The sequence below is a fragment of the Pseudomonas sp. 05N36 genome (genome assembly GCF_056397385.1).
In genome coordinates, this window is sequence record NZ_JBFTNH010000003.1 from 304,372 (window position 1) to 327,416 (window position 23,045).

At 58.5% G+C, this 23,045-nt stretch carries 25 protein-coding genes; 8 read left to right on the top strand and 17 right to left on the bottom strand.

From position 1 onward, the window contains the following. Nucleotides 1-10: 10 nt before the first annotated feature. From AC1DIH_RS06160 to AC1DIH_RS06190, 7 genes are all read right to left on the bottom strand, one after another. Nucleotides 11-346: a hypothetical protein gene (locus tag AC1DIH_RS06160; protein ID WP_477771008.1), complete on the bottom strand. Its 336-nt coding sequence runs from the start codon at nucleotides 344-346 to the stop codon at nucleotides 11-13. A gap of 111 nt (nucleotides 347-457) precedes the next feature. After that, nucleotides 458-847 (bottom strand): c-type cytochrome, encoded by a 390-nt coding sequence (locus AC1DIH_RS06165; RefSeq protein ID WP_477771009.1) that lies wholly within the window; start codon nucleotides 845-847, stop codon nucleotides 458-460. Between the two features lie 64 nt (nucleotides 848-911). Further along, the gene (locus AC1DIH_RS06170) at nucleotides 912-1,910 is read right to left on the bottom strand and encodes a LacI family DNA-binding transcriptional regulator (RefSeq protein WP_427528992.1); all 999 of its coding nucleotides are present in this window, start codon (nucleotides 1,908-1,910) and stop codon (nucleotides 912-914) included. Between the two features lie 105 nt (nucleotides 1,911-2,015). Next, nucleotides 2,016-2,192 carry a GH32 C-terminal domain-containing protein gene (locus AC1DIH_RS06175; RefSeq protein WP_477771086.1) on the bottom strand — a complete coding sequence of 59 codons (177 nt, stop codon included), beginning with the start codon at nucleotides 2,190-2,192 and terminating at the stop codon, nucleotides 2,016-2,018. A gap of 9 nt (nucleotides 2,193-2,201) precedes the next feature. Then, a complete protein-coding gene (locus AC1DIH_RS06180) occupies nucleotides 2,202-2,606 on the bottom strand; it encodes an acyl-CoA thioesterase (RefSeq protein WP_477771010.1) in 405 nt (134 codons plus the stop codon). Nucleotides 2,607-2,628: 22 nt separating this feature from the next. Further along, nucleotides 2,629-3,399, bottom strand: a complete 771-nt coding sequence (locus tag AC1DIH_RS06185; RefSeq protein ID WP_477771011.1) for a phytanoyl-CoA dioxygenase family protein — start codon at nucleotides 3,397-3,399, stop codon at nucleotides 2,629-2,631. Between the two features lie 98 nt (nucleotides 3,400-3,497). Further along, nucleotides 3,498-4,118 carry a cell wall hydrolase gene (locus tag AC1DIH_RS06190; protein WP_477771012.1) on the bottom strand — a complete coding sequence of 207 codons (621 nt, stop codon included), beginning with the start codon at nucleotides 4,116-4,118 and terminating at the stop codon, nucleotides 3,498-3,500. 239 nt (nucleotides 4,119-4,357) lie between these two features. Here AC1DIH_RS06190 and AC1DIH_RS06195 point away from each other — a divergent pair, with 239 nt between their 5' ends. Together AC1DIH_RS06195 and AC1DIH_RS06200 are read left to right on the top strand one after the other, a co-directional pair. Continuing rightward, nucleotides 4,358-4,675, top strand: coding sequence for a DUF2388 domain-containing protein (locus AC1DIH_RS06195; RefSeq protein ID WP_054597100.1), 318 nt, complete (start codon nucleotides 4,358-4,360; stop codon nucleotides 4,673-4,675). A gap of 178 nt (nucleotides 4,676-4,853) precedes the next feature. Then, nucleotides 4,854-5,192 (top strand): DUF2388 domain-containing protein, encoded by a 339-nt coding sequence (locus AC1DIH_RS06200; RefSeq protein ID WP_477771013.1) that lies wholly within the window; start codon nucleotides 4,854-4,856, stop codon nucleotides 5,190-5,192. A 97-nt stretch (nucleotides 5,193-5,289) separates the two neighbouring features. On the opposite strand, the gene cuyB is transcribed toward AC1DIH_RS06200, so the two are convergent. Both cuyB and AC1DIH_RS06210 read right to left on the bottom strand, forming a co-directional pair. Continuing rightward, nucleotides 5,290-6,756 carry a cysteate racemase gene (gene cuyB, locus AC1DIH_RS06205; protein WP_477771087.1) on the bottom strand — a complete coding sequence of 489 codons (1,467 nt, stop codon included), beginning with the start codon at nucleotides 6,754-6,756 and terminating at the stop codon, nucleotides 5,290-5,292. 8 nt (nucleotides 6,757-6,764) lie between these two features. Then, nucleotides 6,765-8,060, bottom strand: a complete 1,296-nt coding sequence (locus AC1DIH_RS06210) for a dicarboxylate/amino acid:cation symporter (protein ID WP_477771014.1) — start codon at nucleotides 8,058-8,060, stop codon at nucleotides 6,765-6,767. A 229-nt stretch (nucleotides 8,061-8,289) separates the two neighbouring features. Here AC1DIH_RS06210 and AC1DIH_RS06215 point away from each other — a divergent pair, with 229 nt between their 5' ends. Then, complete coding sequence (locus AC1DIH_RS06215) at nucleotides 8,290-9,207, top strand: LysR substrate-binding domain-containing protein (RefSeq protein WP_477771015.1); 918 nt, start codon at nucleotides 8,290-8,292, stop codon at nucleotides 9,205-9,207. Nucleotides 9,208-9,350: 143 nt separating this feature from the next. Then, nucleotides 9,351-11,114 (top strand): L-lactate permease, encoded by a 1,764-nt coding sequence (locus tag AC1DIH_RS06220; RefSeq protein ID WP_477771016.1) that lies wholly within the window; start codon nucleotides 9,351-9,353, stop codon nucleotides 11,112-11,114. A gap of 74 nt (nucleotides 11,115-11,188) precedes the next feature. On the opposite strand, the gene AC1DIH_RS06225 is transcribed toward AC1DIH_RS06220, so the two are convergent. The 3 genes from AC1DIH_RS06225 to AC1DIH_RS06235 form a co-directional block, all read right to left on the bottom strand. Next, a complete protein-coding gene (locus AC1DIH_RS06225; RefSeq protein WP_477771017.1) occupies nucleotides 11,189-12,547 on the bottom strand; it encodes an MATE family efflux transporter in 1,359 nt (452 codons plus the stop codon). A gap of 410 nt (nucleotides 12,548-12,957) precedes the next feature. Beyond that, nucleotides 12,958-13,401: a hypothetical protein gene (locus tag AC1DIH_RS06230; RefSeq protein WP_442114495.1), complete on the bottom strand. Its 444-nt coding sequence runs from the start codon at nucleotides 13,399-13,401 to the stop codon at nucleotides 12,958-12,960. A gap of 233 nt (nucleotides 13,402-13,634) precedes the next feature. Next, on the bottom strand, nucleotides 13,635-14,255 hold the full coding sequence (locus tag AC1DIH_RS06235) for a DUF6988 family protein (protein WP_477771018.1): 621 nt from the start codon (nucleotides 14,253-14,255) through the stop codon (nucleotides 13,635-13,637). A 474-nt stretch (nucleotides 14,256-14,729) separates the two neighbouring features. On the opposite strand from AC1DIH_RS06235, the gene AC1DIH_RS06240 reads away from it, so the two are divergent. After that, entirely contained in the window at nucleotides 14,730-15,002 is a 273-nt protein-coding gene (locus AC1DIH_RS06240; RefSeq protein WP_477771019.1) for a hypothetical protein, read from the top strand. 78 nt (nucleotides 15,003-15,080) lie between these two features. On the opposite strand, the gene AC1DIH_RS06245 is transcribed toward AC1DIH_RS06240, so the two are convergent. The 5 genes from AC1DIH_RS06245 to AC1DIH_RS06265 form a co-directional block, all read right to left on the bottom strand. Continuing rightward, nucleotides 15,081-15,371 (bottom strand): hypothetical protein, encoded by a 291-nt coding sequence (locus AC1DIH_RS06245; RefSeq protein ID WP_019690667.1) that lies wholly within the window; start codon nucleotides 15,369-15,371, stop codon nucleotides 15,081-15,083. Nucleotides 15,372-15,521: 150 nt separating this feature from the next. Then, nucleotides 15,522-16,184, bottom strand: coding sequence for a dihydrofolate reductase family protein (locus tag AC1DIH_RS06250; protein WP_477771020.1), 663 nt, complete (start codon nucleotides 16,182-16,184; stop codon nucleotides 15,522-15,524). Between the two features lie 286 nt (nucleotides 16,185-16,470). Next, nucleotides 16,471-17,649 carry a cystathionine gamma-synthase gene (locus AC1DIH_RS06255; RefSeq protein WP_477771021.1) on the bottom strand — a complete coding sequence of 393 codons (1,179 nt, stop codon included), beginning with the start codon at nucleotides 17,647-17,649 and terminating at the stop codon, nucleotides 16,471-16,473. Continuing rightward, on the bottom strand, nucleotides 17,646-19,022 hold the full coding sequence (locus AC1DIH_RS06260; protein ID WP_477771022.1) for a pyridoxal-phosphate dependent enzyme: 1,377 nt from the start codon (nucleotides 19,020-19,022) through the stop codon (nucleotides 17,646-17,648). The genes AC1DIH_RS06255 and AC1DIH_RS06260 overlap by 4 nt, the downstream gene beginning before the upstream one ends. Before the next feature lie 334 nt (nucleotides 19,023-19,356). Then, on the bottom strand, nucleotides 19,357-19,692 hold the full coding sequence (locus AC1DIH_RS06265) for a hypothetical protein (RefSeq protein ID WP_054597088.1): 336 nt from the start codon (nucleotides 19,690-19,692) through the stop codon (nucleotides 19,357-19,359). Between the two features lie 148 nt (nucleotides 19,693-19,840). Here AC1DIH_RS06265 and AC1DIH_RS06270 point away from each other — a divergent pair, with 148 nt between their 5' ends. The 3 genes from AC1DIH_RS06270 (at nucleotide 19,841) to chrA (ending at nucleotide 22,970) form a co-directional block, all read left to right on the top strand. Further along, nucleotides 19,841-20,461 (top strand): LysE family translocator, encoded by a 621-nt coding sequence (locus AC1DIH_RS06270; RefSeq protein WP_477771023.1) that lies wholly within the window; start codon nucleotides 19,841-19,843, stop codon nucleotides 20,459-20,461. Between the two features lie 33 nt (nucleotides 20,462-20,494). After that, complete coding sequence (locus AC1DIH_RS06275; RefSeq protein ID WP_054597086.1) at nucleotides 20,495-21,535, top strand: DMT family transporter; 1,041 nt, start codon at nucleotides 20,495-20,497, stop codon at nucleotides 21,533-21,535. 76 nt (nucleotides 21,536-21,611) lie between these two features. Further along, on the top strand, nucleotides 21,612-22,970 hold the full coding sequence (gene chrA, locus AC1DIH_RS06280; RefSeq protein ID WP_477771024.1) for a chromate efflux transporter: 1,359 nt from the start codon (nucleotides 21,612-21,614) through the stop codon (nucleotides 22,968-22,970). The last annotated feature ends 75 nt before the right edge of the window (nucleotides 22,971-23,045 follow it).

The following is a 23,045-nucleotide window of genomic DNA, read 5'->3' on the forward strand; positions in this document are numbered from 1 at the left end:
AGGGCGAAGGTCATTTACGCGCCAACTTATACTTGACGCACTCATTATAGAAACTCTGCCGGACAGCCTCGGGCTTGAACTTCGATTGACTGTCGTAGGTTTGCTCCGTAATGCCCATGGCCATCATCCGCATCCAGCCCTTGCTGAACTTGTATGCCTGGATCTTCTGGCGAGCGGCATACAGCGAGACCCCGGACAGCTTGAGTTCCTGGGCCCTTGCCGCAGTACCCGCCCCCCAACTGCACATAAACCGATCATTGGGCATCAACTCTCTTGCCTGGACAGAGACCGCAATGCTCGCCAGTACCAGCGAGATCGGCATGATCAATACATTGCGCATTTGCATTCCGCCTAACCACCTGAAAATAAAGTGATTTTGGCGGTGATTTTGAGGCTCCGGGGCCAGCAAAATGCCTTCTGTCCGGCTTTACGGGGATGATTTTTGCGGAACTACGGTTTATTGCGGCTGAAATGTCTGAAGGTAGGCCAACAGGTTTTCGATTTTTTCCGGATCGCTGATACCCCAGAAAATCATGCGGGTCCCGGGGACTACTTTCTTTGGCGCTTCGATGTAGGCGGCCAGCGTTTCGCGGGTCCAGACCACGCCTGATGATTTCATTGCGGTGGAGTACTGGTAGTCCGTCGTGCTGCCGGCATGGCGCCCAAAAATGCCATTGAGCTGCGGACCAAAAGAACCCCGGGCTGATTCGCCCACTTGATGGCAGCCACCGCAAATTCGGTTAAAGAGTTTCCCGCCTGCTTCAGCATCGCCGGCCGCGTCTGCGGGTGTACTGAATATGCCTGCATTGAGTATCAAGGCGACGGTTAGTACTGCGGCTTTCTTCAAGTTCTGCTCCTCATCAGGTGTTACTTACCGCGTTGAAGATCTACAGCGTGCCCTGTGGCAGCGATCACCAGGATTTACGCTCCACGAGGGGACATGAAACCCGATGAATAGAGGGCTCATTCCTGCTTTCGATCAAGTGCTGAGCGGCACGCCGGCCCATTTCGTAATACGGGAGTTGCACGGTGCTCAGCGGTGGATAGAACAACTCGGCAACGCCGATCATATTGTCGTAGCCAAGTACGGCCACCTCGGCGGGAATACGCAGGCCACGACTGAGCAGGTATTGATAAGCGACCAACGCAATGCGGTCGTTGCCACAAATAAGCAGATCGAAGGTCGGCTTTCCATCCGACTCACGCAATTGCTGCTCCAGCGCTACAACCGTTTCCCCATAGGCGTCATCGGTCGACAGGTTGTATTGGGGAACACTGTTCAGGGACACACCACCCTCTGCCAGGGCGCGAACCAATCCCTGCTGGCGCAGCTCCCACGCGAGGCTGCTTTGCGGCAGGTTGATGCACAACGGATGCCGGTAACCACGCTTCAGCGCTTGCCGCACGGCCTGGTACTGACCGTCTTCGTCGTCGGGGACATAACAGGCCACGCCTGGCTCTGAACTCATGCAATTGCTGAGCACCAGCGGCAGGCTGCGGAGCACTTGGGGAATCTCGACGGTACGAAGCTGCATGGCGCTGAAGATGATCCCGTCGGGCTGATGCGACAGCATCAGGTCGATGGTTTGCTGACTCGGCGGAGCCTCGAACACGTTGAGAATAAAGACGTTCCAGCCGTTTTCTCGTGCCGTGCGCTCCATTGAAAGCAGCATTTCTACGGCGAAGGGGGTTGTCGCGGTATCCAGCGCGAAGACGCCAATAGTCTTGCCACTGGAATGACCGCCACGGATCTTGCGCGCAGAAAGACTGGGGACGTATCCCAGGGACTCGACCGCTTGACGAACTTTCGCCAGCGTTTCCTGGTTCAGCTTTTCCGGGGTGTTGAGCGCCCTGGATACGGTCATGAGGGAAACCCCCGCCAGCCGTGCGACATCTTTAACTGAAGCCATTCGCGGGTGCCATTGCCTGTCTGGCCGGGCATCATGTCATGCTTGGCAAAAGCATGACAACACGATGCCCGGCAGCAGGCGGCACGAATGGTCTGCCGGGGGTGCTCAGAGCTTGAGATCAGCCAGGTTCCAGACAGAAGTCTCCCCGAACACCCCTGCCCCGTTGACTGCAAAAGCGCTGACAACCTGGCTATCGGGCCGCGGATAAATCCGACTGCTCAAGCTATAGACGCCGTCGTCGACAAACACCTCGATGGACGAGCGATCGAGAAAAAACCGCAGCGAGGATGTTCAAGACAATAGCGCCCTCAGCGCTGCTGGCATGGCAACAACCTCCTTGGTTTTGGGTGAGATACACACGTGAGTGACATTGGCGGTGAAAGACAATGTGTCACTGTTGAGAAAACCCTCGACTAAAAAAGTGAAGGAACGAGTCCCTAGTTTCTCCACACTGACCTTGATGCTCAACTCGTCGTCCCACGTCAAAGGCCTTAGCAGCTCCAATGACATGGCGCGCACCGGGGGCAATATATCGAACCCCATCAGCGTTCTGAGTCCGGGCGCTCCCAGCCATCTATCAAGCGCCGTATAAATGGCTTCCACTGCAAAATATGAAAATCGCGGAGTGTAAACCACACCTGCCGGGTCGCAATCTCCAAATAGAATGGTTCTGCTGACGAAAACCGCTTTAGGCATCAGTCTGTTCTTCCTTGAAATGTCAGTCGTATTCCGCTTCCCGATGCTCCCCCAACAGGCGCCGTTGACGCGGCGTCGCGGCGGCCAGCACGGCTGGGTTGAAGCGCCAGTGCAGGTAAGGCGAGAACTTCTGCGCCACCATTCGCCGGCCGTAGTGTACCTGCAACAGGTAGCGCACGCGGTCGGCGGTTCGGTTGTCGCTACCGGCGTGCCACAGCTCACTGCGAAACATCAGAGCGTCCCCGGCCCGACACAGCACTGGTTTCGCCATACTGCCATGCCACTGGTTTTCGCCGCGAGCAGGCGCGCGCCCGGCTCGGTGGCTACCGGGGATCACCTGGGTGGGACTGAGGTCGGCATCGATGTCGTCGAGGTAGAGCTGCGCGGTGCAGATCTGCATCGGCAATTCAAAGGTCGGGGCGGCCAGCAGACTTCGCGGCAGTTCCATCACCAGATAATCCAGGTGCAATGGAGCACCGATGAAGCCGGGATGGCTGCGCCAGGCGGTCTGGCCAATGATGTGACAATCCTCTCCCAAGGCCGCTTCGGCCAGTTCGATGACCCCATCCAGATCGAGAAACGGCAACCAAAACGGATCGCGGTTGAACACGCACTTGTAATGATCAAGCAAGCCGCTGTAGTCCCAGTGCTGGGGTTTCAGGCCATCTATCGCATGGCGCAGCGCACTGATTTGCGCGCTACCCAGCACGCCGGGCAGCACCACAAAACCGTCCTTGTGCAAGGCTTGAAGGCGGTTGGCAGTCAGTAATGACAAGCGCTCGGTGGTGTCCATGTTGCGCACCCGGAAAATGCCGACAACTCCCACTCATACTGGCACTGCGCAGGGCGCTTCGCCACGTTTGCATCCTGACGGAATCTGAGCGAACGCCCCTATCGCGCGGTACCGTCGTGAGGCTTATAGAAGAGAAATTTTCGGGTCTCGGCGGTCTTGATGTATTCCCTGGCCCATTCGGGTTTCACGTGTTTACTGTGGAAATACATGGCGCCATGGGTTCGGTCGGGGATTTGATGATTGAGCGCTTTTCGCGCTATTTCCGTGGCAACCGCGTAGGGAGCATCTTCGTCGGCATGTTCCGAACGTCGATCACACCACCACGAAAACTGGCAGGCATGCTTTTTCGAACCTTGCTTGACCACCTCGCACACCGTACCTGGAAAACCTTCATGGCCTAGCCGGTTCAACACCACATTGGCAACCGCTTCCATGTCGGCCAATTCCCCGCCTTTGGCCTCCCAGAAAATGGTGCGTGAAAGGCAGGTAATTGCATTCTTCAAAGGTGCCTTGCCTGCCGGATCGACTGCCTGCGCTTCAGAGGGCGTAATCACCTCGGCTTTGGGGACGGGCGCCACACTGCCCTTCTCTGCAGTCTTCTGCTCCAGGACCTGGGCCTTGTCCACCGCCACCGCCTTGTTTTGCGCTTGGTCAGCCGCGGTCACCTGCCCCCCGAGAAGGGTTATTGCGAGGCAGGTGGCTATCCAGATCAGGCGCATGACAAACCTTATGACCGAGTCATGTTGGCGACTCCGCTTATTGCGGTCGACACCGTGGCAGCCCAATCATTCCAACAGACTGACAGCAGGTAACCATTGCGGCTACGCACCAACCTGACCGTCCACTTCTCCCTCTGCTTTGCGTGCACAGATGCTGATAACGGGGAACTCCTGACTGCCGTCACACCTCCAAATTCATGTAGCACATCCGTTGCTTCATCCATTCGGAGGACGCCGTCATGCGTCGCACACTTGTCATCTCTTCGCTAATCCTTTGTCTGCCCTTTGGTTCGGCCTTTGCCCGTGTGGATGCACGCGATGTCGCCACCTCGGCAGGTGTTTCCGCATCCCTTTACTCAACGTTCAAGGACCACAAACTGGTCGTTTCCGCCCGCGATGACGCTTCCAGCTTCGTGGCGAGTGGAGGCGCGATTCGCGGTGCCTATCTGGAGTCGGAGTTGAAACGGATTCGACTTGAACACCCAGGCCTCAAGGCCAGCGACGAAGACCTGGCCCAAGCGATCCTCATTCAAGCCGAGGCACCTGCCGATCACTAGAGGCATACGCACGTCAGTGACAGGCTTCGGGGTTCACCGGGATGATGACGTTGGCCTAACGTCCCGGTCCTCGGCCTCTGTGCTGACATGCACCACCGACCAGGAACTACTGTCCGACGCCACGTATCAAAAAACATAAGGCCGTTCACTCAGGCCTCATGCATACGGAGGACTCGCCATGCGACGTATATTCCTCATTCCTTTGCTGGTGCTGCTTTGCCTGCCCTTTGGTTCGGCCATGGCCCACAGGCGCCATATGCCCGACATTGATGCGCGCGATGTGGCGACGTCGGCAGGGATTTCCTTGTCGCTGTACTCGACACTCAGAGACGACAAAATCGTCACGCCAACCCGCGAAGACCTCTCCAGCTTCGTCGCGAGCGGCGGCGCCATTCGCGACGCCAATCTGGAGTCGATGTTGATGCAGGCTCGACACGATCATCCTGGCCTCAAGGCCAGTGACGAAGAGCTGGCCCAGGCGCTGCTCGTTCAATCCGAGGCACCTGCTGATCACTAGAGATACGGTGAAGTGTCGAGTCGATCCCTCCTGCGAGGGATCGACGGCACGACCGTGAGTCGGCATCGTCGTTGCACCCGCAAGCGGGTCGACATCATCACTGCAAAGCCCATTGAACACATTTGATCGCCAGAATAGTGGTCGGATCCACCAACGCGACAGTGTGCTCACGTATTTTGAAATCGTCGCAATGGCTCAAGACCAGCGGCAGTTCCGTGCATCCCAGAATCAGTACATCCGCCCCCAATTCGCACAGATGCTCTGCTGCAAGCAGTAGCTGATCCTTGCAATGCCCGTCGACAAAACCTGCCTTGATCCCACGCTCTCCATAGATCGCATCCATCACCAGCCCCTGATAATCGAAGCCTGGAGTGATCAGTTGCAAACCGGCGAGCCGTGCAGCGTCATGATAGACCCGGCTCTGGATCGTGCCGGAGGTGGCCAGCAGTCCAATTGTCTTGCCTGAACCATATCGCTCAGCGATAGCGCCTATGGTTTCGTTGAGCATATTGATAATGGGAACCCGAAGGTAAGCCTGGATACGCTCGACGAACGCGTGCGCGGTATTGCACGGGATCGCTATGGCGTTTGCACCATAACTCTCAAGCCGTTTGCAGGCGGCATACATGGCCATGGTTGGATCGGCTTGATTGAACAACAGGTTCGCAGTTCGGTCCGGAATCTGCGGATTCTGTTCGACGACCATCTTGATGTGTTCCTGGTCCCGGCCAGCAGGCGTATGCCTGACCACCTTGGCCATGAAGTCCACCGTCGCCGCCGGGCCTACGCCGCCCACGATGCCAAGCTTGAACGGTGGACGAGCGGTTTGATTCTCTGGAAGGGTCGCCACCGCAGCGTATATTTCATTCACATCGAGCAGCTTCACCCCGCGACGTTGCAGGTCGGCACACACCAGCGAGAGCTCCGTCATCCCCGGTACGATCAGGCTCGCACCCTGGTGTTGCAGCGACAGGCAGGCCTGATGCACACGCTCCAAGGGGACACCCTCCAACTGCCCGTCCTTGATACCGTCGACACCGTACATCGCCTCCATCATCGCCGATTGATCCTGCTCAGTCGGATAGACCAATTGGAAGTCAGCCCCAAGGTAGCGCTCAAATAACCCTGAGTGACGAACGTAGTCCGAGGCCAGAACCCCCAGCGTGCTGCCCGGATCTGCAACATGACGGATGTTCTCGCTCAGGGCCGCCATCATGTCCAGGATGGGAATGCCCAACTCCTCCTGGATCTCCTCCCGGAAGGTGTGGCTCGCGAAACAAGGCAACATGATCGCGTCCACCCCGCTCGCCTCAAACGATTGGCAGACTTGAAAGACATAGAACTTTCTGGAGGTCATGCTCGCGACCCTGTCCAGTGGTAACAGAATGTCCTTGAAGGGATGTTGCTCGAAGAGGAAGTGGTATCGACCTTGATCAGCCAGCACGGCTCTGGACTTGACCAGCTTGAAGAAAAGGTCGCCTCCCGCCAGGGAGCCAAGGCCACCGACGATACCCAGTTTTCGGGTCAGGGATGGCGTGTTTGTTCGTTGGGATTGGGTTTTCATCATGATGTTCACACGGCAACCGAGGAAGCTCTTGGTGCTGTTGACGCCTGGATGGCCGGCGCTGCTTCATCAACCTCCTCGGCCGGTTCCGATTTCGCGACCACAGCCGTGGCGATACTGTTACCGACGACATTGGTCGCGGTCCTGGCCATGTCAAGGAACTGGTCGATACCGAGAATCAACAAAATGCCCGCTTCAGGAAGGTTGAACATCGGCAACGTTGCCGCCACCACCACAACCGAAGCTCTTGCGACACCGGCCATGCCTTTGCTCGTCACCATCAAGGTCAGCAATATCAGCAGTTGCTGGGTAAAGCTCAGCTCAACGTTATAGGCCTGGGCGATGAACATGATTGCAAACGCCTGGTACATCATCGATCCGTCGAGGTTGAACGAATACCCCAACGGCAGCACAAAGCTGGACACCCGTTTCGGAGCGCCGAACTTCTCCAGGGCTTCCATGGTTTTCGGGTAGGCAGATTCGCTGCTCGCCGTGGAAAACGCCAACAGGATCGGTTCCTTGATCAGCTTCCCCAAAGTAAAAACCGAACGACCGAGAAACAGATAACCTGCGCCGAACAGCACCGCCCAGAGGATAGCGATACCCAGGTAGAACTCGGCGATCAGCTTGCTGTAGTCCAGCAACAAGCCAAGCCCTTCAGTGGTGATCGCGGACGCAATAGCGGCGAACACGCCGATGGGCGCAAAGGCCATGACATAGTCGGTGATCTTGAACATCACCTTGGCCAGCTCATCCACACCCTGGGTGATCTGCGTAAAACCCGCTTTTTTCACGGCGGCCAGGGCAAAACCGAAAAACAGCGAGAACACGACAATCTGCAAAATCTCGTTGTTGGCCATCGCCTCGGCAATGCTGCGCGGGAACACGTGACTGATAAACACCTTGAGACTGAAATCACCGGTGTTCACCGCCAACGGCGTGGCGCCCACCTGACTCACTTGCAGATCAAGCCCGGCACCCGGCTGGAACACGTTCACCAGTAGCATGCCAATGAACAGTGAAACCACCGACGCTGAGATGAACCAGGCCATCGCCCGGGTGCCGATGCGCCCCACGGATCTCGAATTGCCCATGCTGGCGATACCGCCAACCAGCGTCGCAAACACCAGTGGCGCGATGATCATTTTGATCATGCGAAGAAAGATGTCGGTGACCATCGAGAAGTAGGTAGCGATTTCTTTCGCAGACTTGGCGTCTGCTGCGAAATGGTGGCAAAGCCAGCCAACGAGCACGCCCAATGCGATGGCGTAGGCGATATGCCGAGGGAGTCTGTTGTTCTTCACGGTGTTGTCCTCAAGTCGTGTTATTGGTTTTTTGCTTGGCAGGAGAAAGGATCGAAATGCCCGGGTGCTTTGCTGCGGCGGGCGGCATGATCGATTCTATGAAGAGCGCGATAGGGAGATGATGAGTAATCGCCATATCCCGATGCGGTTTTGGAATAGTTTGTGAAATGTCGCGAATACCCGGTATCAGGGGCGTAGAATTTTGCGCAGCACAGCTGGAGGCGGCGTCATGCAAATCAAGTGGTTGGACGATCTATTGGCAATCGCCGAGTGCAAGAATTTCTCCCGGGCGGCCGAGATTCGATGCGTCACCCAATCGGCATTGTCGAGACGGATTCGCTCGTTGGAGGATTGGGTGGGTGTCGAGCTGGTCGATCGGGGCACCTACCCGATTCAATTGACGCTGGCAGGCCGAACCTTTTGCGAACAAGGACGCGAAGCCCTGGCTGCCTTGCTTGAATTGCGTTCAGCACTCAGGCAAGAGGAACGCATGCCTGGGCGTTCCATTCAAGTCACTGCCGGGCACAGCCTTTCAATGACCTTCCTGCCCAAATGGTTGACCCGCTTTCAACAGCACAATGCGCATTTCAATGCACGTGTGGTGGCGGCCAATATCCATGACGCGGTCATCGCACTGGCCGAGGGAAACTGCGATCTGATGATCGTTTACCATCACCCTCAAGCGCCTATCCTGCTGGATGTCGAAAAATTCGTCAGCCTGACCTTGGGGCACGACTCGTTCATCCCTCTCTGCGCTCCGAATCGTCGGGGTGAACCGCTGCACCGGCTGCCCGGGAAAACCGGAAAACCCGTCCCGCACCTGGCCTATACCACCACGACTTTTTTGGGGCGCGTTGCCGATATCGTCATCAAGAACGCCCCTGTTCCCTGCGTGCTTTCCCGTTGCTATGAAGCCGATATGGCGATGCTGCTCATGCGGATGGCAATCGAGGGCTACGGCGTGGCGTGGTTGCCCGAAAGTGCTGTGACGGAAGCACTGGAGCGCGGGCAACTCGTCAGGGCCGGTGGCAACGAGTGGAGCGCTCAGCTCGAAATCCGCTCGTACTGTTCGAAAGCCAATCAGAATCCGACCATGCTGGAACTGTGGAAAACGCTGGAGAAAGCTTCACACCGTATCGCTGTCTAGCATCAACGGGCTGTGACGACGCTCATTCGAGCGCATGCCGCCAAACGCAGGCCGGCCCGCCCACCGCGCATTGCCACCTATACTCAATTTCACCTCCCCCCTTCGGGGCCTGCACTGCCAACAATAAGTAGCAGAGGTGGAACATGGTCTGGCAGCAAGTCTACGATCCCTTCGGTAACCCGCTGGTCTCGACTCTCATGGCGGCGTTACCGGTGGTGGTGATGCTCACGTCCCTGGCGTTTTTCCATCTCAAGGCGCATATCGCCGCCTTGCTGGCCCTGAGCACCGCCTTGCTGATCGCCATCTTCGCCTTCGGCATGCCGGCGAACATGGCCGGTTCCGCCGCTCTCCTGGGTGCCGCGACGGGTCTGGTTCCGATTGGCTGGATCGTGCTCAACATCATTTATCTGCATCGGCTGACCACTGAGAACGGCTCGTTCAAAGTCCTGCAGGATTCCCTGGCGCGCATTACCGATGATCGCCGCCTGCAATTGCTGCTGATCGCCTTTTGCTTCGGCGCGTTCTTCGAAGGCGCGGCCGGGTTCGGCACCCCGGTGGCGGTGACCGGGGCCATTCTGATCGGGCTGGGTTTCTCGCCCCTGGCCGCGTCCGGCCTGGCGTTGATCGCCAACACCGCGCCGGTGGCGTTCGGGGCCTTGGGCACGCCTATCATCACCCTGGCCAAGGTCACCGGGCTGGACGAAATGCAACTGTCGATGATGGTTGGCCGGCAGTTGCCGTTCTTCTCGGTGCTCGTGCCGTTCTGGTTGATCTGGGCCTTCGCCGGTTGGCGCAAGATGCTGGAAATCTGGCCGGCGATTCTGGTGGCCGGGGTCAGCTTCGCGGTGCCGCAGTTCTTCGTGTCCAACTACCATGGGCCGATGTTGGTGGACGTAATTGCCGCACTGATTTCCATGGCTTGCCTGACCGGTTTTCTCAAGGTCTGGAAACCCGCCCGCGTGCACACCTCCGCGGCCTTGTCGGGGCGAGTCGACGACTCAAAAGTTGAGGAATCGCCGGACGAAAAAACGGCGGCCAACGCAACCTTTGCCAGCGATGCCCGACCCACCGTCATGCGTGCGTGGATGCCCTGGATCATCCTCACGGTTTTCGTCTTTGCCTGGGGCACTCAAGGCTTCAAGAACATGTTCGACACCCGTCCGGCTATGGACCCGCAAACCCACTCGGCCAAGCTCGATCCCCAGGGTAAGCCGATGAGCGAGGCGAACCCGATCTTCGCACCGGCCCTGACCTTCACCACCCTGCACTTGCAGGTCGAGAAAGTCCCGCCCGTGGTGCCGCAACCGAAACCTGAGGAAGCTATCTATAAATTCACCTGGTTCACCAGCACCGGCAGCGGCATCCTGCTGGCGGCGATCTTCGGCGGGCTGCTGATGGGCTATTCGATCCCGCAACTGATAAGCCAATACCTGCGAACGCTGTGGGTGGTGCGCTATTCGCTGACCACCATCGCGGCGATGCTCGCCCTCGGTTTCATCACCCGCTATTCCGGTTTGGACGCAACCATGGGCCTGGCCTTCGCCGCCACCGGGATCTTCTACCCGATGTTCGGCACCCTGCTCGGCTGGCTCGGCGTTGCCCTGACCGGCTCGGATACGGCGTCCAACGTGCTGTTCGGCGGCTTGCAACGAGTAACTTCGGAACAACTGGGCATCAGCCCGATCTTGATGGCCGCGGCCAACAGTTCCGGCGGAGTCATGGGCAAGATGGTCGACGCCCAGTCGATCGTAGTGGCCTCCACCGCCACCCGCTGGTATGGGCATGAAGGGGAAATCCTGCGCTATGTGTTTTTCCACTCCATCGTGCTGGCGATACTGGTCGGCGGGCTGGTCACGTTGCAGGCGTATGTGGTGCCGTTCAGCCATTTGGTGGTCGGCGGGCATTGATCGACACCAGGCGGGTTGTTTTCCTTTAGCTCCATGCCCGGGATCTTCGCCCGGGCATGGAGCGTGTCAGCCACCTACACCAACCGCTCGATCTTCTGATGCTGCCAGACGATTTTGTAATACGCCGTCTGCAACATCAGCATCCCCAGATAAGCCAGCGGAAACGCCATCCACACCCCTTGCAATCCGAACCGCGCGTCCAGTACATACGCCATCGGCAACTGCACCCCGACCACGCACACGATCGCAATCGCCACCGGCACCATCACCGTGCCGCTGGCGCGCATGATGCCGCCAATGACCGCCTGGAAGCCGAACACCAGCAGGCTCCAGAGCATGATGTGCAACAGGTGTTCGGCCATGGCCCGGGTGGACGGATCGGTGAGGAACAGCCCCAGCAACCAGTGCGACAGCAAATAACCCAACACCACCAGGCCACCCGTCAGCCACACATTGATCAACAGCCCGGTGCGCAGGATCAGCCCGATCCGCTCGATGCGCCCTGCCCCGATGGCCTGGGCGCCGAGGATCGACGCCGTGATCGCAATCGACAGCGCCGGGAATTGCACGTAATTGACGATCTGCGTCACCGCCCCGTACGCCGCCGTCGCCTGGGAACCGTGCTGGTTGACCAGCGCCAGAATCACCAGCTCCGACAGCGACAGCACCACCATCTGCAACCCCGTGGGCAGGCCGATGCGCAGCACTTTGCCGAGGATCCCCAGGTCCAGCCGCATCGCCGCAAAAAACGCCCGATCCGGCGCCAACGGATGCCCCTTGCGAATCAACCGCCAGGCCAGCCAGGCCATCGCCGACAGGTTACCCGCCAACCCGGCAAACGCCGCACTCTGAATGCCCATTGGCGGCAAGCCGAACCACCCGCGAATCAACGCCGGCGTCAGCGCCAGCCCGATACACGTCGACACCAGCAACGCCACCAGTGGCGACAGCGTATCGCTGACCCCACGCAACAACTGGGTAAACAGCACATAAACCAACAGCGACGGCAGGGTCCACATCATCACATGCGCATACGCCACCGCATCGTCCAGCACATCCGCCGGCGTCCCCAACCCCTGCAACGCCGGCCGCGCAAACACACTCCCCACCACCGCCGCCACCAACCCGATCATCGCCCCCAACAGCAACGTCGTCCCGGCAATCGCCTTGACCATCTGCGGCTCCCGCGCGCCCCACGCCTGACCAATCAACACCCCTGCCCCCGCACCGAGGCCGATGACCAGCGCGATGAAGAAAAACACGATCGGGAACATCCCGGACACCGCCGCCAGGGCTTGAGTGCCGAGCATTTGGCCGATGTAGATGCTGTTGATCGTGCCTGACATGGATTGCAGGAAGTTGGACAGGACCATGGGGGCCAGGAACAGAAGGTAGGTTTGCCAGAGGGGGCGTTGGGTGGAGGGGGTTTGCATGGAGGTTCCGTCTCGGGTGGGGATGCCGTGACGGGATTCTACGGAGGGTGGAATGAGTAATGAACACAAATAATCGGGATCGATCATGTACTCGGAATCGGTGAATGACCGAGTCGATGACTCGCTATTCACGGGAGCCTGCATATGTTGCCTTGTGCCAATGCTCAACCCTTCGCCGGCACACAGTGTATCGAGCGACAGTGCGGGTCGTTAGCTGCCTGTCACGAATGGGAGGTGACGACCCATAGCTGCCCGTGGTGCCTGTCGAAAAGTGCAAACTCTGCAACAATTATATACGACAGGTGGAAGCCTTAGACGCATCCAGAAATGTCGCGTAAGTCAGGGTTGATTTGGGGCTATTGAGCTAAAGGGGATGCATCTGCGCCCCCCCAGTAAACGACTTGTGATATTTAAAATTGCAGGCGATATAGTGCGTTTCTGGAGCTTTTGCACCCGCCATTACCATGACCACTGAAGTTGTCATTATAAAACTCACACAACATGCTTGTGCCTTTATCGCCAAACAGTGAAGCAGTACCAGGGCTGCCGCCGGGCATTACATATGAGTTTGAACTGCCGGAAAATGAAGATGAGCCCGTCGAGCCATAAACCGAACCGTACACATTACCAAACCCGATGGCGCCGCCACGAACTAAAGAATACTCACCGCTCAACAATTCGCCATCAGGCATAATAATTTTAATCTCTCCATGACCTGAGCCATAAGACTTAAAATCTGCCGTAAGGACACCTGTAGCAGTAGCAATATCATTTGCGGGGTACAAGTGAGCACTACGCGTACAACCGGATAACGTAATGCAGACTAAAACCCCAACAAAAGCAAATTTTCTCATTGTTATTTCCTTGTGAGTCTAACCATAAAGCACACTGGTGAGCCGCTGATCCATTCGATTTTCGTCCTAACAACTCTCAGAACACCTTTACTTTCAAAGGGTTGATAGCCGGCTTTTAAATAAGCAATTTATTTACCTGGTAGATAACACTCATTGTGTTCTAGGATTTCCTGTCTAGAAAGGGCGTATTCGCTAATGACCAGCAACACATGGCGTCCAGTTTGAATGACCAATTAAGCTTGCTGTATTGGAGTTAGGTCACCAGCGTAGATTGAATAAAAGCCGTCGAGAAGATTGTTTGCCAGTACGTCGTTATCTGCAATGGCTGCCATTCCCACATAGCCCATAAACGACAACACCGAAGACCAGCGCAACATGCCGACGATGTGTTCGCTCTTGTAGTTTTTGTCGATCTCGTTGGCCGTAATTCGTGCTCGAACTTGAAATGAGCCGCCATGTGTGAAGTCATTGAGCACACCCCATACGGCCCGCTTGATTTCGAGAAGAGATTGACTGTCGAAGTCCGGAAGAATTCCAATGTCATGAAGCAGCGCGGAAATTTTTGGCGGTTCCGCGCCTTTGACAAATGAGTTTAGCTTAGAGTCTGGGGCGCAGCGATGGTACCAAACGCCGCGAACGTATGCCTCGAACTGTGGACGCATTAGAGCGAATGCAGATCCAAGTAACCCATGATTGATTAGTGTGTGTACCGCCTGCTGATGTTCGGTGCAAAGATGGAAAAGTGATGCTGCAACGCGGCTACGGACAGATGGGTCAATCTCGAGCCCATCGACAAGGGACGATGACCGGACCATCCATTGCTCAGACTTCTCGATAGCGCTCTGCAGTTCCATGGGTTTTTTAGCCCTAAAGATTGAATTCAGCGGCAAGTGTCGAGGGTATCGCGCGCCACTGTGGAGAAGCAATCGGGGTTGCTCGCAGATTCGCACTTGAGCTGAAACAAGTGAAGGACTCTTCCTTGACGATTGCTGCCCGTCGCCACCGTCCGCTTTTGGCCGTTTTCTGCCCGTCAGGTCTGGCTACTTTGGGCTCAGGCTGTGTGAAAACGCAGGCAGTGTCTTGAAGTCTGCGTCGCTACGTAAAATTTGCCAGTAATAAGTTGATCAGCCGGACTGGAAATTTGCGTAGGAAGGCGATTTTGTTCTGGTCCAGGGCCACATCAATACAGATCCTACAGCAGCCTCAGAATCCCTCACCTTTCCCCCTGATTGGATGAAGCTTATAGTCCCCCCGTCGCCCGTATGGCGACCAGGTTTGGCGACCTGTCGATCGGATCAGCCCTTTAAATCTGATTCGGAGTTCCACCCATGGATAGATACATGCCCCTCACCGGAATCGACCTGATCCCGGCCTCCCTGCTCATCGACACCCAAGCCCCGCTCGACGTACTGCAAGCCACCGCCGACTACCGCGTCCGCACCGTCACCCAAGTCCTCGAAAATATCGCCTTTCGTGCCGACATCGAGAGCGACACCGTTGTGCTGGCCGACTTCGCCAAGCTGCTGGCCATTCCGTTGCGCGATGGGTGTGATGTGATGGATGTTATCGGCAGACGCTTGCGGGAGCAGGCGTCGAAGTGAATGAAAACGGGCGCCTTGAAGGCGCCCGTTTTGTGTGCCGGGGAGCGATAGTGTCGTGACATCAACCGGAACAGCGCGCTATTTGATCTGCACAATGACCGGACCTTCCGTGACAATCGGCGGGCTCGCGTGGATATGCGAGGCATTTTTCTGAATCCACTCGCGCGCGACTTTCAGGCTCGCATCGCTGCCGGCCTTGTCCGTGCAAACAGTCACCGCCGTAACACCATCACCCGTATTCAGCAGCGTGTAGCTGACGAGGCCAGGCACTGTCCGCAGGGCAGCTTCGACATCGGCCTTGCGCTCTTCCAAGAGTTTGAAAAGCTGCTGTGCTCCCGTACCCAGGTAGGTTCTTATCACCGCATACATAGTCGTCTCCTTTGGGAGTCCCGTCTTGATGCCAAGCCAGATCCGATGATCGCCGCTATCACTCTGGTTTCAGTTCACTCCCGACTTTTTAAGTTTAGCCAAACGCTGGTGACAAACGAGATGCAACGACTACCGGCCTTCAGCGAGTGGTTAGTCGTCCGTGTGTCCTTGGCGCCGTAGGACGACATGCGTGGCCTTCTCCGACGCTACGTATTCAACGCATTCGTATCCCAAAGCCCGCAAATCAACCCCTTCGAACAGCGATGCTCCCCGGCCGAGCAGGACCGGTGCGATAGCAATGTGCAGTTCATCAATGAGGCCCTCACGAAGATACTGCCGGATTGTGTCCGGCCCACCGCCGATTCGCACGTCCATTCCGGCAGCAGCCTCGCGTGCACGGTCTAGCGCCTCGCGAATGCCTCCTGTTATGAAGTGGAACGTCGTATCGCCTTCCATCTCGATGGGGGGACGAGCGTGATGGGTCAAAACGAAGACTGGAGCGTGATACGGTGGATTATCTCCCCACCAGCCTTTCCAGTTTGTGTCCGGCCAGTCCCCACGAATGGGTCCGAACATGTTCCGCCCAAGAATCCAGGCCCCAACATTCTGAAAGCCACGGGCGGCGAAATCATCGTCAACCCCGGTCGTACCGCCGTCCTTGCCGAACAAGGCCCGCTGGAACGTGCGTGTTGGTACCAGCCACTGGTGCAGTTCCGTCCCGCCAACACCGAGCGGATTGTTGATGTCTTGATTCGGACCTGCTCCATATCCATCGAGCGAGATGGTGAAGCCCTCAACGCGAACCCGTGTCATCGTTTGCCTCCGTTTAGACGCCTGGCAGGTAATCAGCGGATGCCGGCGTTCGGTCATGCTTATCAGTAGGGACAGGTTGTGTCATGCGTAAGCTTTTGTTTTCACGACGAGGCCTTTCCGAGCTATGTGCGCCCTGCCCCTGTAGCAGCTGGCGAAGCCTGCGTTCGGCTGCGAAGCGGTCGTAAATCCTGCCTCCACGGTTAACCTGAAAAAACGTGGTGTCTGATTTTACGACTGCTGCGCAGCCGAACGCCGGCTCCGCCAGCTGCTACAGGGGGTGCGCTGCTCAGATTTGCGCCAGCGCCTGGGCCAGGTCGGCGCGCAGGTCTTCGACATCTTCGATCCCCACTGACAACCGTATCAACGCATCACCGATGCCAAGCTCTGCACGGGTTTCGGCGGGGATGCTGGCGTGCGTCATGATCGCCGGGTGTTCGATCAGGCTTTCGACCCCGCCCAGGCTCTCGGCGAGGGCGAAGATCTGCACACTCTCGAGGAAACGCTTGGCACCCGCCAGGTCGGTGTCCAGGTCGAGGGAAATCATCCCGCCGAAACCGTGCATTTGCCGTTGCGCCAGTTCGTGCTGAGGGTGCGACGGCAGGCCCGGATAATAGACGCGCGCCACCTGCGGCTGATGCGAAAGCCAGCGTGCCAGTTCCAGCGCGTTGCTGCAGTGACGCTCCATGCGCAGCGCCAGGGTCTTCACGCCGCGCAGGGTGAGAAAAGCGTCAAACGGACCGGCGATAGCCCCCACCGCGTTCTGCAGAAAACCCAGGCGCTCGCGCAGTTCCGCATTCTGCCCGACCACCGCAATGCCACCGATCACGTCGGAGTGGCCGTTCAGGTACTTGGTCGTCGAGTGCAGCACGATATCGAAGCCCAGCTCCAGCGGCCGCTGTATCCGTGGGCTGGCGAAGGTGTTGTCGGCCACACAGATGATGCCCCGCTCGCGGCAGGTACGCGCGACCGCGGCAAGGTCGGTGATGCGCAGCAAGGGATTGCTCGGCGTCTCGACCCAGACCATCCGCGTGTCGTCCTGCAGCGCCGCTTCGAATGCCGTCAGATCGGTCAGATCGACGAAGCTGAAACGATGCCCGGCGCTGCGCCGACGGACCTTGTCGAACAGTCGGAAAGTACCGCCATACAGGTCGTTGCCAGAGACGATGTGCGAACCGGTATCGAGCAGTTCGAGCACGTTGGAGATGGCCGCCAGCCCGGAGGCGAAGGCAAATGCCTGGGTGCCACCCTCGAGGTCTGCCACACAGCGCTCCAGCGCAAAGCGCGTCGGATTGTGCGAGCGCCCATAGTCGAAGCCCTTGTGTACACCGGGGCTCTGCTGCAAGTAGGTGGAGTTCGCGTAAATCGGTGGCATCAGCGCCCCGGTGGTAGGGTCCGGCGTCTGTCCGGCATGGATCACACGGGTGGCGAAGGCCCGTGGCGTGGCGTTTTCATCGTGTTGACTCATGTAAGGGATCTCCGCAAGTGATTGAGCATGTCGACGCGAGTGATCAGGCCGTGGAAGCCCGAGGCGTCGGCGATGATCGCCACCAGCCCACGGTCGAGTTCCGCCTGCAATTCGGCCAGACTGGCGTCGGGAGGTAGCGTTTCCAGCTTGTCGGTCATCGCACTGGCCACGGTCGCACGAAAGTGCGAAGCGTCTTCGTGCACGTCCAGCAGAATATCCGATTCGTCGATCACCCCGACCAGCCGCTTTCCGCCCACCAGCACCGGCAGTTGCGACACATCCGCCAGACGCATGCGCTGGAAGGCGGTCAGCAACGTGTCGTCCGGGCCAACGCTGATCACCCGGCCATCCTCGAAGCGCCGCGCGATCAGGTCGCGCAGGTCGCCGTAGCGCTTGCGCGCAAGCAGACCCTGGTCGGTCATCCACTGGTCGTTGTAGATCTTCGACAGGTAACGGGTGCCGGTGTCGCAGACGAAGCTGACCACCCGCTTCGGCTCGGTTTGCTCTCGGCAATAGCGCAATGCGGCCGCCAGTAATGTACCGGTCGAAGAACCGCCAAGAATGCCTTCGGCGCGCAGCAGTTGGCGGGCATGATCAAAGCTTTCCTCGTCGCTGATCGAGTAGGCCTGGCGCACGCTGGACAGGTCGGCAATCGACGGAATGAAGTCTTCGCCGATGCCTTCCACCGCCCACGAACCGGGTGTGCCAAGGATGCCGCTGCGGCTGTATTCGGCCATCACCGAGCCGACCGGGTCGGCCAGCACCATTTCCAGGTCAGGTTGCACACGGCGAAAGAAACGGGTCAGCCCGGTCAGCGTGCCGGCCGAACCGACGCCGACGACGATGGCATCCAGATCATGCTCGGCCTGCGCCCAGATCTCCGGAGCGGTGCTGCACTCGTGGGCCAGCGGGTTGGCCGGGTTGTTGAACTGATCGGCGAAGAACGCGTCGGGAATCTCCTGCGCCAGCCGCGCGGCAACGTCCTGGTAATACTCGGGATGGCCCTTGCCGACGTCGGAGCGAGTGATGTGCACCTCGGCGCCCATCGCCTTGAGGTGAAGGACTTTCTCGGTGGACATCTTGTCCGGCACCACCAGCACCACCCGGTATCCTTTGGCGCGACCGACCAGGGCCAGGCCGAGTCCGGTGTTGCCGGCGGTGGCCTCGACGATGGTGCCGCCAGGTTGCAGGCGACCATCGCGCTCGGCGGCGTCGATCATCGCCAGGCCGATACGGTCCTTGATCGACCCACCGGGGTTCTGCGATTCAAGCTTGAGGAACAACGTGCACGGGCCGGTATCGAAGCGGCTGACGCGCACCAGCGGCGTATTGCCGATCAGCCCGAGCACAGCCGGGCGAGAGTTGTTCGGCATGTCTTCACCTCCTTGCGGACTATCACAGTGGATGGACTGCAACCGACGGTGAGTCAACGTGCGTCCATCGCAGGAAATGTCTCGCTTGGACCATAGGCCGGGATCGTGTCGCCCGCAACTTTGCGCAGCCAATCGGTAGCGTCGCCGACGGCCTCAAGCCCTCCTCGCAGGGCAAGCGTATTGCGTTCGATGGTCCCGGCCGTACGGTTATCGATGGACCTGTCACAACAATAATGCCGTCGCCATTTCGCGCAACGAGCACAAACGAAAAAGCCCGGAAACCCGGGCTTTTTTTTACGTCAGAGCGCACTCGCCAGTAGGCTGAGTACCGCGCTTACTGAACGTTTTTCAACTTGATCACATCACCGGAGATCTTGGTGGTGTAACCAGTCAGGACCCAAGCCCAGAACCATTTTTCCTGCACCTGGGTGTTGATCATTGCATCGCCGCCCTTGGCCTTGATCGCCGCGTCCTGAGCACGAACAAAACGGCTGTTCTGCTGGATCGGGATGCAGCCAAACAGCATGAGGCCTGTGGCGCTCGCTTCACTGTGACCCAGAACAGTGTATTGGGTGCTGTCGTAGTGCTGGGTCTTCATCGAGGTGCCGGTGCAACCTGCCAGAACCAGGCCGAACAGTACAACGGCAACAACTTTGCTGAGGTGCTTCACTGAATTACTCCATGAGAAAAAGCCCGGGATCCATCTCTCGAGCGGCGCATACTTTAATGGATGAGATATCAAAATGGTATCAGCACGAAATCCGTTAAACCGCCCGACACCTGTGATAAAAATACCGGTCCCGCTTTTGGAGGCTGCCATGGATCTCGCCACGCTTACGTTGTTTCTTCCCGCCTGTTTCGCCCTGAACATGGCGCCAGGCCCGAACAATCTGCTCTCGGTCAGCAACTCGACCCGATACGGCTACCGCACGTCCTGTGTGGCCGGGCTTGGGCGTTTGCTGGCGTTCGCCGGCATGATTGCGCTGGCCTCAGCCGGGCTGGCGGTAGTCCTGCAAACGTCGGAACTGCTGTTTTACGCAATCAAGATTCTGGGGGCGGCGTATCTGTTCTACCTCGCGGTTCAACTCTGGCGAGCCAATCCGCAGGCTGAAAGCGCAGTCGCGAGTGCGCCGATTGGCATCATGGCGCTGGCCCGGCAGGAGTTTCTTGTCGCGGCTGGCAACCCGAAAGCAATTTTGATTTTCACCGCATTCCTCCCACAGTTCGTCGACCCGACGAAAGCCGTGACGCCGCAGTTTGCGGTGCTGGGTGCGTTGTTTCTGGGTCTGGAATGGATCGCCATCAGTGCCTACGCCTACATGGGTTTGCACATGCGTCGCTGGTTTGCCGAGCCACGTGGCAAGCGGATTTTCAATCGCTGTTGCGCCGGGTTGTTGTCAGCAGCAGCGTCGGTGCTGCTGATGGCTCGCCGTGCCTGAATCCCCTTTAACGTTAAGGCACTGAGCCCCCATATGAACCTGAGTATTTTCTACGCCTTGAGCGCGGCCGCACTGTTTGGCGCAAGCACCCCGCTGGCCAAACTGCTGGGTGTTGAAGTCTCACCGATTTTACTGGCGGGGCTGCTGTACCTGGGCAGTGGCCTCGGCTTGACCCTGGTCAGGTTTATCCGTGACCGCGGCTGGCAGGCAACCGGTCTGACGGCCGGCGAGTGGCCGTGGCTGATCGGTGCCATCGCCTTCGGCGGTGTGCTTGGGCCGGTGGCATTGATGTTCGGCTTGACCCTGACTTCAGGGGCAACGGCCTCGCTGATGCTCAATCTGGAATCGGTACTGACGGCGCTGCTGGCCTGGCTGGTGTTCAAGGAGAACGCTGATCGGCGAATCGTTGCGGGGATGTTGGCCATCGTCGCTGGCGGAGTGTTCCTGGCCTGGCCGCAAGACTCGACACACGCACAAGGCTGGATCGGCCCGCTGGCCGTCGCGCTGGCCTGTGCCTGCTGGGCCATCGATAACAACCTGACCCGCAAGATCTCGGCGTCCGATGCCCTGTTCATTGCCGGTATCAAGGGGCTGGTCGCGGGAGCGGTCAACTGTACGCTGGCGCTATCGTTGGGGGCCAAACTGCCGAACATCGCCACGCTCGCGCCGATACTCCTGGTCGGTTTTCTCGGTTACGGCATTAGCCTGGTGCTGTTCGTGCTCGCCCTTCGCGGCCTCGGCACGGCACGCACCGGCGCTTACTTTTCGACCGCACCGTTTCTGGGGGCGGCGATTGCGATTCTGATCCTCGGCGAACCGGCTTCACTGACATTCTGGATCGCGGCCCTGCTGATGGGCATTGGCGTCTGGATTCACCTCACTGAAAGCCATGCGCACGACCACCAGCACGAACCGCTCATCCATGGTCACCGGCATGTTCACGATGAACACCACCAGCATGAGCATGACTTTGAATGGGATGGCAGCGAACCCCACAGTCACGTTCACCAACATCAGGCGATCCGGCATAGCCACCCGCACTACCCCGACATTCATCACCGGCACAAGCATTGAGCGGGTACTGGCCGGTAAACGCGAACCCCTTGCCCATGACCACCACCTGCAGCGTTTGTGAAAGAGGAACACCCCAATGAGTAAGGTTTCTCCATCGCTCGTTGAAACGCAACTGCCAAGGCCTGAGGCGATCAGTTTGCGTGAGGCGTTCTGGTTCTGGCTCAAGCTGGGTTTCATCAGTTTTGGCGGGCCGGCAGGACAGATCTCGATCATGCACCAGGAGCTGGTCGAGCGACGGCGCTGGATTTCCGAGCGGCGATTCCTGCATGCCCTCAACTACTGCATGTTGCTGCCAGGGCCGGAAGCCCAGCAGCTGGCAACCTACATCGGCTGGCTGATGCATCGAACCTGGGGCGGTGTCATTGCAGGTGGGCTGTTTGTGCTGCCCTCGTTGTTCATCCTGATTGCCTTGTCCTGGATGTATATCGCCTTCGGCGACGTGCCGATGGTGGCCGGGCTTTTCTATGGCATCAAACCCGCCGTGACCGCCATCGTCGTACAGGCGGCACACCGAATCGGTTCGCGAGCGCTGAAGAACAATTGGCTGTGGGCCATGGCGGCGGCGTCGTTCGCGGCGATATTCGCATTTGATGTGCCCTTTCCGCTGATCGTGCTCAGTGCGGCCTTGATCGGCTATCTGGGTGGCCGTTTTGCTCCCGAGAAGTTCAGGATCGGAGGCCACAGCGCGGCCCAAAAATCCTATGGCCCGGCATTGATCGATGACGACACCCCCTCCCCCGACCATGCCCGGTTCAGTTGGTTGAAACTGGCGTTGCTGACACTCATCGGCGCGGTGTTATGGGCGTTGCCAATGGCGATCCTGACCATGCTCTTTGGCTGGGAAGGTACCTTGACCCAGATGGCCTGGTTCTTCACCAAGGCGGCACTGCTGACATTTGGCGGCGCCTACGCGGTGCTCCCGTATGTCTACCAGGGCGCAGTCGGACACTATGGCTGGCTGACCCCTACACAAATGATCGACGGCTTGGCGCTGGGGGAAACCACGCCGGGGCCGCTGATCATGGTGGTGGCTTTCGTCGGCTTTGTCGGGGCCTATGTTTCGCAGGTGTTCGGCGCCGACCAGGTGTTTCTCGGCGGCGCCGTCGCCGCGACACTGGTGACCTGGTTCACCTTCCTGCCTTCGTTCCTGTTCATCCTCGCCGGCGGCCCGCTGGTGGAGACGACGCACAACGAACTCAAGTTCACCGCGCCGCTCACCGGGATCACTGCCGCTGTGGTTGGGGTGATTCTTAATCTGGCAGTGTTCTTCGGCTATCACGTGCTGTGGCCCAAAGGGTTCAGCGGCACCCTCGACTGGCCCTCTGCGCTGATCGCCATTGCCGCAGCGATTGCCTTGTTTCGCTTCAAGCGTGGCGTCATTCAAGTACTGATGGCCTGTGCGCTCATTGGTTTGGCAGTGCATCTGCTGCGCTAGAGAGCGTCACGAAGTTTTGAGCGCAAGAGACCGGGTGCGATCCTGCGGGCAGACCGTTAATCTGCCTGCAGTACC